At 61.8% G+C, this 9,623-nt stretch carries 11 protein-coding genes and 1 pseudogene; 7 read left to right on the top strand and 5 right to left on the bottom strand.

All coding sequences use genetic code 11. The features are described 5' to 3' along the window. Together A9D15_RS00075 and A9D15_RS00070 are read left to right on the top strand one after the other, a co-directional pair. On the top strand, positions 1 to 573 hold a 573-nt coding region (locus A9D15_RS00075), incomplete at its 5' end, for an IS6 family transposase (RefSeq protein ID WP_082924151.1). A gap of 170 nt (positions 574 to 743) precedes the next feature. Beyond that, positions 744 to 3,026, top strand: coding sequence for a TonB-dependent receptor (locus tag A9D15_RS00070; protein ID WP_229660444.1), 2,283 nt, complete (start codon positions 744 to 746; stop codon positions 3,024 to 3,026). A gap of 66 nt (positions 3,027 to 3,092) precedes the next feature. Here A9D15_RS00070 and A9D15_RS00065 read toward each other — a convergent pair whose 3' ends face one another. The 4 genes from A9D15_RS00065 to A9D15_RS00050 all read right to left on the bottom strand — a co-directional run bounded on the left by A9D15_RS00065 (position 3,093) and on the right by A9D15_RS00050 (position 4,759). Continuing rightward, a complete protein-coding gene (locus tag A9D15_RS00065; protein WP_172807422.1) occupies positions 3,093 to 3,395 on the bottom strand; it encodes an NAD(P)H-dependent oxidoreductase in 303 nt (100 codons plus the stop codon). A 74-nt stretch (positions 3,396 to 3,469) separates the two neighbouring features. Then, positions 3,470 to 3,742 (bottom strand): RrF2 family transcriptional regulator, encoded by a 273-nt coding sequence (locus tag A9D15_RS16815; protein ID WP_066760585.1) that lies wholly within the window; start codon positions 3,740 to 3,742, stop codon positions 3,470 to 3,472. Between the two features lie 288 nt (positions 3,743 to 4,030). After that, the gene (locus tag A9D15_RS00055; protein WP_066760583.1) at positions 4,031 to 4,345 is read right to left on the bottom strand and encodes a hypothetical protein; all 315 of its coding nucleotides are present in this window, start codon (positions 4,343 to 4,345) and stop codon (positions 4,031 to 4,033) included. A 54-nt stretch (positions 4,346 to 4,399) separates the two neighbouring features. Further along, positions 4,400 to 4,759, bottom strand: coding sequence for a hypothetical protein (locus A9D15_RS00050; protein ID WP_066760580.1), 360 nt, complete (start codon positions 4,757 to 4,759; stop codon positions 4,400 to 4,402). Between the two features lie 328 nt (positions 4,760 to 5,087). Between A9D15_RS00050 and A9D15_RS00045 the strand changes: the two genes are divergently transcribed. The 3 genes from A9D15_RS00045 to A9D15_RS00035 all read left to right on the top strand — a co-directional run bounded on the left by A9D15_RS00045 (position 5,088) and on the right by A9D15_RS00035 (position 8,213). Beyond that, a complete protein-coding gene (locus A9D15_RS00045) occupies positions 5,088 to 7,415 on the top strand; it encodes a heavy metal translocating P-type ATPase (protein ID WP_066760591.1) in 2,328 nt (775 codons plus the stop codon). Next, positions 7,412 to 7,837, top strand: coding sequence for a Cu(I)-responsive transcriptional regulator (gene cueR, locus A9D15_RS00040; RefSeq protein WP_066760578.1), 426 nt, complete (start codon positions 7,412 to 7,414; stop codon positions 7,835 to 7,837). Before A9D15_RS00045 ends, cueR begins: the two co-directional genes overlap by 4 nt. A 163-nt stretch (positions 7,838 to 8,000) precedes the next feature. Then, a complete protein-coding gene (locus A9D15_RS00035; RefSeq protein ID WP_066760576.1) occupies positions 8,001 to 8,213 on the top strand; it encodes a hypothetical protein in 213 nt (70 codons plus the stop codon). Between the two features lie 162 nt (positions 8,214 to 8,375). Here A9D15_RS00035 and A9D15_RS17125 read toward each other — a convergent pair. Further along, positions 8,376 to 8,570 (bottom strand): annotated as a pseudogene (locus A9D15_RS17125) (DUF7684 family protein); the annotation flags it as partial. Positions 8,571 to 8,657: 87 nt separating this feature from the next. Here A9D15_RS17125 and tnpA point away from each other — a divergent pair. Further along, entirely contained in the window at positions 8,658 to 9,113 is a 456-nt protein-coding gene (tnpA, locus tag A9D15_RS00025; RefSeq protein ID WP_066760572.1) for an IS66-like element accessory protein TnpA, read from the top strand. A gap of 38 nt (positions 9,114 to 9,151) precedes the next feature. Then, positions 9,152 to 9,478, top strand: coding sequence for an IS66 family insertion sequence element accessory protein TnpB (gene tnpB, locus A9D15_RS00020; protein ID WP_216634362.1), 327 nt, complete (start codon positions 9,152 to 9,154; stop codon positions 9,476 to 9,478). Positions 9,479 to 9,623: the final 145 nt, after the last annotated feature.

Below are 9,623 nucleotides of genomic sequence, written 5' to 3'. Positions count from 1 at the left end.
ATTTGCCATGAGACGGTTCGGATGTGGTGGAACCGGTTCGGTCCGATGTTCGCCGCGGATATTCCTATGCAACGTGTCAGCCGAATGAAGGGCTCAAGGCATTGGCGCTGGCACCTCGACGAGGTCTTCGTGAAGATCAACGGTGAGCGACATTACCTCTGGCGCGCCGTCGATCACGAAGGTGAAGTGCTGGAGAGCTTCGTCACGAAGAGACGGGACAAGGCTGCGGCTCTGGAGTTCATGAAGAAGGCGCTGAAGCGGCACGGAAGAGCTGAGACAATCGTCACGGATGGGATGCGTTCGTACCCTGCTGCTATGCGGGAACTTGGAAATCTTGAACGCCGCGAGATGGGAAGGTGGTTCAACAATCGCGCCGAGAATTCACACCTGCCATTCCGACGAAGAGAGCGAGCGATGCAGCGATTTCGGCGAATGAAGTCCCTCCAGAAATTCGCCTCGGTTCATGCCTCTTTTCACAACCACTTCAATTCCGAACGCCACCTCGTCGATCGACAGACCTATAAGACCCGCCGCTCGGCCGCTTTGGCCGAGTGGCAGAAGCTCGTGGGCTAAGACCTGCTGCTTCCAGGGATCGCCGCGTCATTCTGAGACGAGTTGCGGTTAGACTGACAGCACCGACCAATACCTATGACTATTGGCAGTTAGTGTGGCGGACGGTGAGGACACATAAAGCGATGGCGAGATGGGGCCAAGAACCCCGCTTGAAAAGGGGAGGATTGCAAGTGAGCAAGAATGTTCGTCTGCGCGCTTTTACGCTGACCGTATTGGCAACTACCACTCTGGCGACAGGCGCGCCCGCGCTGGCGCAGGATGATGCCGACACGAATAACGATGATACTTCGGTCAACAATCTGAACGAAATCATCGTTTCGGCCCGCCGGCGCGATGAAACACTTCAAGACACGCCGGTCGCGATCACCGCGGTGAACGCCGCGATGCTGGAAGCGAAGGGCACCGTGAATATCGGCGACCTGCAGGGTGCGGCCCCCGGTCTGCTCATCACGCAGCAGAACTCCGGCGCGCAGGCGGCCAACATCTCGATCCGCGGCCTGACCTACGCCGACATCGAAAAGTCGCAGACCCCGACAGTCGGCGTCGTCGTCGATGGCGTGACCATCGGCACGAACACCGGCCAGTTGCAGGACGCCTTCGACATCGCCCAGATCGAAGTGCTGCGCGGTCCGCAAGGCACGCTGTTCGGCGCGAATACGATCGGTGGCGTCATCAATATCACCCGTGCCAAGCCGACCATGGAACCTGGCGTGAAGGCCGAGTTCACCTATGGCCGCTGGAATACCTGGGCCGCCAAGGGCATCCTTAACTACGGCGACGGGGATACCTGGGGGATCAAGGCCTGGTATTTCCATAACGAATCCGACGGCTTCTATTACAACGCAACTCGCGACACGCGGGACGGCGGCAGCAAGGGTGACAACTACGGGGCGAGCGTGCTGTTCGAACCTGCAGGGTCCGGCTTCGATGCCCAGTTCACGATCGAAAACGTCGTGCAGTCGTTCGAACCGGTCGTGTCCAACCTCGCCAACAGCAGCGAAGTGTTCTGCGCGTTCGAACCGGCTGAAGAGTGCAATCGCAACACGACGACGGATCTCTACACCACGTTCGGACAGGCAGCGATCAGCAAGTACGACGCGCCAAATGCCACGCTGACCATGAACTACGACACCGGCAACGTTACGCTGACCTCGATCACTGGCTGGCGCCACAGCAAAGAGAAGCAGACGCAGGACTTCGACGGTTCCTCGGTTGACCTGTACTATGTCGACCGTCGCCAGAAGTACACGCAGTGGAGCCAGGAACTGCGCGCGGGCGGCAACCTGTTCGAAGGGCTCGACTACGTCGTCGGCGGCTATTACTTCACCTCGAAGTACGACCTGACACAATGGTCGCGCGTGTTCGGGTTCGCCCCCGACGTTCCGCCGACGGAATTCGACGAGAACGAGCAGATCGTGAACGGCAAGACCGAAAGCTATGCCGTGTTCGGGGACTTCAACTGGGCATTTGCCGAAGATTGGCGTCTGTCGTTCGGCGGCCGCTGGTCGCACGACAACAAGAAACTGACCAACCGTTTCGCCACTGACGGCCTGATCGGTTCGGGCGACGCGAACTTCAGCAAATTCACGCCGAAGCTTGGGGTCGACTATCGTCCCAATCCCGACACGATGCTTTATGCTAGCTGGTCGCGCGGCTACCGTTCCGGCGGGTTCAGCCCGCGTGCGGCAACCGCCGAAACCGCCAGTACGCCGTTCCAGCCGGAAACGGTCGACGCTTACGAAGTGGGTGCGAAGCTCACGTTTCTCGACGGCAACCTCGATCTCAATCTCGCCGGGTTCGTTTCCGACTACAAGGACATGCAGCAGAATCTGACCCTGCCGGGCGGTCCGACGGGCAATCAGACGATCACCGGCAACGTTCCGGGCGGCGCACTGATCAAGGGCATAGAGATGGACAGCACCGCGCGTCTCTTCCCCGGATTCACGCTCACGGCCTCGGCTGCTTACATGAAATCGCGCTTTCGCAATTTCGTGACGGACGGAGTCTTCGGCACCGAGATCGTGCCGTTCGACTACTCGGACAACAGGCTGATCTATGCGCCCAAGTTCACCGCGTCGCTGAATGCCAACTACGACGTGCCGACCAGCTTCGGTTCGGTCGTCACCAATGTCGGATGGCGCCACATCAGCCCCTATGACGAGCAGATCTCGGCCGCTTCGCTGACGCCGATCACCGACGGAAGCGGCGATGTCACGATGGTGATCGTCAACGGCAACGATCCGCGCGTGCGCACGACTACGCAGGATCTCGTCGATGCAAGCATGAGCTTCAACTTCGACCTGGGCGCCACCGAGGCATACTTCCGCGTGTTCGGCCGCAACCTGCTGAACGAGAAGACGACGACCCACGCATTCACCGTGGCGGGCCTTTGGTCGTTCGGCATGGCGCTTGAACCGCGCACCTACGGCGCGACCGTTGGCGTGAAGTTCTGATCACCAGTCGCGCCTGAAAGGGCGCGACTGGCCTGCTCCATCAGGGCGGTCCACCGGATGGCCTTGTCAAAGCAAACGCACCTGCTTGAACATTGAGTTTTCGAGGGAAGGGCAAGCTAGCACGCGCTCGCACAGGGCGTCCGATTCGTTCAGGGTGTCCTTCATCACCTGCGTACGTTCGCTTGCCTGCGTGTAGGTGGCCTTGGCAAATTCCGCGGTCACGTGAGCAGGCTGCTGCGCGGCGAGGTCGATGCTTTCGATCTCCAGCGCAGGACAGGCCGCGACGATCTGCGCGACGAATTCATCGGCCAGCATATGGGAGCTCGATATCGAGCCCTTGGGGTTCGCATCTAAGCGAAGAAGCTTCATTGTTTCGGTTACTTGGCTGTCTGGCGCCGACCATCGACACGGGAGGTCAGCCATCCCGCCACTTCCTCGGCAAATTATTGGGGTGCTTTCCGGCCGACCGAGCCTGCAAGGTCGGCTAGCGTGACATCGCGCAACCTGGCGCGCATGGCTTCTTCCACCTCACGCATGACGGCATGAATTCCGCACAGGCCCGAGGCGACCCAATCGGGCGCTTCGCCGTCGAACAGCGCGCAGTTTGCCCTGATCTCGCGGCATTCGAAGATTGGCTTGTCACCGTCGATCGCGATGACGGCGTCGTGCACCGCGATGTCGCGAGCGGGACGCGCAAGCGCAATCCCGCCGCGCACTTCCTAGGCCGTCTCGATCAGGCCGGCCTTCTGCAGGCAGGTGGACAGCTTGGCGGTGCGTTCTGCAGGAATGCCCTACAATTCGGGCAGGTCCTTGCTACCCGCCTGACGTCCTCTCCATACCCGTCCGCAATGAACAGCAGGCAATGGAGAGCATATTCCATCCCGGTGCTGATGAGAGCCATATAAACTCCGACGCATCCAGTCGGAGTTCTAACTTGTGCCTGCGCGATGGCAGCTGCAAAATGTGATGCGGCGCGTCCGAGATCGAACGCGCCGCATCTCGTGTCAGCCTGCGCCGCCCGCCCAGAGCATGAACGAGGCCACGGGGATTCCGACAAATACGGCCACGAACAAAGCCGCATTGCGCAAGTCCTTCATGCCGAACTTGCTGAGGTGATCCGCCTTGAAGCGCGCATATTGCACGGCCACTTGGTCCTCTGACGCGAGCATGGCCACGTCCATTGCCGAGGCCTTGCGATCGAACCAGTCGAGCAGCCATGCAAGCTCCTCTGCCCGAAGGTCGGGGTATCGAAGCAGTATTTCTTGCGCCCGCGCACGGGCGACTTCGCGCGCATCGGCGCACGTAACGTCTTGTTCCATGTTTTCACCTGATCAGGAGTTGTTATCGAGGTCCGCAAGTGCGGACCCGCCCGATCAGGTGTGCGGCGGCCCCCGCGCGGTGTTCGCCCGGCATGGCGACTGCACCGGCCCGCCATCATTTGCGGCGCGAATGGTGCGGCGTTCTTCGCTGCTGGCGAAAAAGTGTGCCGAGACGACGGAATAGCGCACCGGCAGGCCACCGCCGCCCGATGTCTTCGGCTGTTCGGCGCGAAGCGGGCTGTGCAGTGCAGGCAGGATCGCCTTGCGCACTTCCAGCCTGTCGCTTGCCTCCATCGTGGTTCGGGCGTGCGTGTGAGCGCGATCGAGAGCACTCGCCTGCACCGGCGCCACCACCGTCACGGCAAAAGCGACGAAGGCAAGAAACCTGAATAGTATGGAGACGAGAACGTTCACCGATCGCACTTCGATCAGAACCGCGGGTTTTTCAAGTGGTCAAGACTGAGCCGTCGGTACGTTGCTTAGTCTTGAACTTGCAACCGAGACGGCCGTGTCCGGGTTTTTGAAGCTGCTGTAGCCCCAAGTAAAGGCGCCGTTGCTTCTGTCCCGTGTTCGCCGAGCGCAATGTTCCCATTGACGGGATTTCTCATCAAAGCTGTCAGTCCGCAACCAGCCCAGGTTGCACAGGTGAGCGACGAGCGTGATCCAATCGGCAAATAGCTTGCCCTCTTGACCCTGACATGATGTCAGGCCTTATATGACCCATCGGCAAGGAGATAAGCCGATGGAAAAGCATCAGCACTGTCATCACGATCATGCCGCGGCGGGCAGCACGCAGGTTACTGATCCCGTATGCGGGTTGCAGGTCGATCCGCAGGCGACCGCGCATCATGTCACGCATGACGGGCACAACTATCATTTCTGCAGCTCCCGCTGCACCGCGCGCTTTGTCGAAGATCCGGACCGCTGGCTGAACCCGGCGGACAAAGAGCCCGTCGAAGGCGCGATCTGGACCTGCCCGATGCACCCCGAGGTGCGGCAGGATCATCCGGGATCGTGCCCAATCTGCGGAATGGCTCTAGAGCCCGAGATGGTCGATCCCGATGCCGGTCCGAACAAGGAACTGGTCGACATGACGCGGCGGTTCTGGATCGGCATGGCGCTCGCCCTCCCGGTGTTCCTGCTGGAAATGGGCGGGCACGTGTTTCCAGCGATCCACCATCTGGTGCCGATGGATGTATCGGTCTGGGTGCAGCTGGCGTTGGCGACGCCGGTGGTGCTGTGGGCGGGCTGGCCGTTCTTTACGCGGGCGGCGGCATCGGTCGTCACGCGCAATCTCAACATGTTCACGCTGATCGCGCTGGGGACCGGGGTGGCGTGGTCCTATTCCATAGTGGCGACACTTGCGCCTGGCCTGTTTCCGCATGCTTTCCGCAGCGCCGACGGTACGGTTGCGGTCTATTTCGAAGCGGCGGCGGTCATTACCGTGCTGGTCCTATTGGGCCAGGTTCTCGAACTGCGTGCCCGCGAACGGACCTCTGGCGCGTTGAAGGCGCTGCTCGGACTCGCGCCGCGCACGGCGCGCCGGATCGGCGCCGACGGCGACGAGGAAGTCGCGCTGGACGAACTGCAGGTTGGCGATCGCCTACGCATCCGGCCAGGCGAGAAAATCCCGGTCGACGGTACGGTGGCCGAGGGAAGCTCAGCCATCGACGAGTCCATGGTGACCGGCGAATCCATGCCGGTTTCCAAACAGCCGGGCGATCCTGTGATCGGCGGCACGATCAACACCACCGGTTCCTTGGTGATGGTCGCGGAAAAGCTGGGCAGTGAAACGCTTCTGGCGCGCATCGTGCAGATGGTGGCACAGGCCCAGCGCTCGCGCGCGCCGATCCAGCGCGTGGCGGACAAAGTGGCCGGCTGGTTCGTGCCGCTAATCCTTTTCGTGGCGCTGCTCGCCTTTGCGGCGTGGAGCCTGTGGGGGCCGGAACCGCGCCTCGCCCATGCGCTGGTCGCGGCGGTGGCGGTGCTGATCATCGCCTGCCCCTGCGCGCTTGGCCTTGCGACGCCGATGTCGATCATGGTCGGCGTGGGGCGCGGGGCAGAGGAAGGAATCCTCGTCAAGAATGCTGAGGCGCTGGAACGGATGGAGAAGGTCGATACGCTGGTAGTCGACAAGACCGGCACGCTGACCGAGGGCAAGCCTTCTGTCACACGCATTGTGACGTTGGGCGATCTGCCGGAGGAGGAGACGCTCCGCCTTGCCGCAGGGGTCGAGCAGGCGTCCGAGCATCCGCTAGCGCAGGCGATTATGGCCGAAGCGGCGCGGCGCGGCATTGCTGCGCCCAAAGCCAGCGACTTCGATTCCCCCAGCGGCAAGGGCGCGAGCGCCACGGTCGATGGCAGGCAGGTCCTGCTCGGTAATGCGACCTTCCTGCGGGGAAGCGGCGTCGATCCCGATGCGGTCGCGCCTGACGCCGATCACCTCAGGCAGGATGGCGCCAGCGCCATATTGATGGCCGTCGATGGCAAGGTCGCCGCAGTCATCGCCATCGCCGATGCTGTCAAGGCGACGACGCCTGCCGCGATCAAGGCTCTGCGCGCAGAGGGTATCCGCGTGCTGATGCTGACCGGCGACAACCGCACCACGGCAGAGGCGGTGGCACGGTCGCTGGGCATCGACGAGGTCGAGGCCGATGTCCTGCCCGACCGTAAGAGCGCGGTGGTCGAACGGCTTCGCGCAGAGGGGCATGTTGTCGCCATGGCGGGCGACGGTGTGAACGACGCCCCGGCGCTGGCCGCAGCGGACGTCGGCATCGCCATGGGATCGGGCACCGATGTCGCCATTGAAAGCGCGGGGATCACGCTGCTGGGTGGCGAGCTGACCGGCATCGCCCGCGCCCGTATGTTAAGCCGCAAGGTCATGTCGAACATTCGGCAGAACCTCGTCTTTGCCTTTGGCTATAATGCGCTGGGCGTGCCGGTGGCGGCGGGCGTGCTCTATCCGCATTTCGGCATATTGCTGTCCCCTGTGATCGCGGCGGCGGCGATGTCGCTTTCGTCTGTCAGCGTGATCGGCAATTCGCTGCGGCTGAAGGCGGCAAGGCTGTGAACATCGGCGATGCAGCGCAGCGCACCGGCGTGTCGCAGCGGATGATCCGCCATTACGAAAAGATCGGCCTGATCCCCGCACCGCTGCGCCGCGATAGCGGCTATCGCGATTATTCGGATGTCGACGTCAACCGCCTCCGGTTCATTGCCAATGCCCGCGACCTCGGTTTTTCGATCGATGAGATCGGCGAACTGCTCGAACTGTGGAGCGACGAACATCGCGCCAGTGCAGAGGTAAAAGCGCTGGCGCTGGCCAAGGCCGACGAACTGGGCCGCAAGGTCAAGGCGCTGGCCGCCATGCGTGCGAGCCTCGTCCACCTTGCCCGAACCTGTCATGGTGACGACAGGCCCGAATGCCCGATCATCGCCAGCATGTCGGGCGAAAGAACGGCGATGACTTTCGGATCTGCCGAGGATGATTGATGTCGGTCATGTACCGGCAATCGCAAGGCGCTATGATCGCGCAAATGTCCCAAGGGAAAATAGTATGATTGCTTTCAAGCTTAGTACGGCCCGCAGTCTGGCGGGCGCGCTGGCGCTGTTTGCTGCAGGGTGCAGCGGCGCCGCCTAGGCCGCGCTGTATGTCATGTACCGGGATCCGGGCTGCGGCTGCTGCCACGAATGGGCGAAACATGTCCGAGAAGGGCTTCAGGCCGAGGTCGTGATGCGCGAAGACCTGCCGATGCCGCAGATAAAGGCTGCGCGCATTGGGCCGGCGGCGCTCACCTCTTGCCAGACGATGGAAGTCGAGGGCTATGTCGGTGACTTCGGGCAGGGGGGGGTCGCGGAATACAGGTAAGAAGAGATTGGCTTTGCAAAGCGTAGCTCGCGGCGGCAACCGGATCATGCCAAGGATCTGGGTGTGTCTTTGTGCAGTGCTCTGGCGCTTGAATGGCAGCTCTTCTGCTTCCGTTAGCCAAAAGCCGCCGGTCTGCTAACGACCCGATTGCGGACATTAAGTTCAATCCTCAATTTGGCTTGCCGCATAAATCGCGAACATCTCGTCCCGCTTTGCTTCATCGGCGATGTGAAGGAGGACAGTTTGCTTTAGTTCTACGTCCGGATGCGAGGCACAGTTTCCGGCAAACCATAGCGCTTCTGAAATTGGCTCATCCGCGTGCCACGTTGTCATCACGAACTTATCGTCGGGAATGTCGGTAAGCGCTGTCGCGTCCCCACCTTGCGCCGTTGATCTGAAGCGTCGAGTTTCCGCGCCCTGATCTGCGGGAGGGGCGTTGGTGCTATGACGATGTCATGTGACGATACTGGCACTAACGGTGTTCAGCGGTTTGAGGTCTTCACCGGCGCGGGCAAGCGTCGGGACTGGCCGCCGGAGGTGAAGGCCTCGATTGTCGCCGAGAGCTATTCGGGGATGCAGTCGGTGAGCGCGGTCGCGCGCCGTCATGGCCTGGTTCCTTCACAACTCTTCACCTGGCGTCGCCAGTTGCGTGCGCAGATGGAAGAACACGGTCTCATAGTTCCTGAGACTGCAAAGCCGGAGCAGACCTTCGTTCCGGCGGTGATCGATGCGATGCCCGATCCCGATCCGGCACCAAGGAACAAGCCGACACGACGGCGACGCCGCGGCAAGGCCAGTACGGTGGAACTGGAAGTGGACGGGATCACGGTGAAGATCGGGTGCGGAGCGGATGCGGGCACGATTTCGGCAGTGATCACTGCGCTGCGAGAGACGCGATGATCGGGCCCGTTGGTCCATTGGGTACTGGCGCAAAGGTGATGGTCGCAACGCGCCCGGTGGACTTTCGCAAGGGACCGGACTCGCTCGCGGCACTGGTGGCCGCCGAGTATGGCGGCAAGCCCTATTCCGGCGTGATCTATGTGTTCCGGGCCAAGCGAGCCGACCGGATCAAGATGATCTGGTGGGATGGCACGGGCCTGTGTTTGATGGCCAAGAAGATGGAGACGGGCGGCTTCAAGTGGCCCGGCATCCGCGATGGTGTAATGCGCCTTACAGCGGCACAACTGGGCGCTTTGCTGGAGGGCCTGGACTGGCGGCGTGTCCACGGCGGACGTCGCCCGAAGGCACCGCAGATTGCCGCTTGACGGGATACCGCACCACTGATTCAGTGTCTCCATGCTGATAGAAGCGGACCTGCCTGAAGACGTCGAAGCGCTGCGAGCGCTCGTGCTCGAACAGGCCCGTGAGCTCGATACTCTCAAGACATTCCGCGATGAGGTCGAGCGCCTG

The sequence above is a fragment of the Croceicoccus pelagius genome (assembly GCF_001661915.1).
Classification (GTDB): Bacteria; Pseudomonadota; Alphaproteobacteria; order Sphingomonadales; family Sphingomonadaceae; genus Croceicoccus; species Croceicoccus pelagius.
This window is presented reverse-complemented; position numbering and strand designations above follow the sequence as displayed.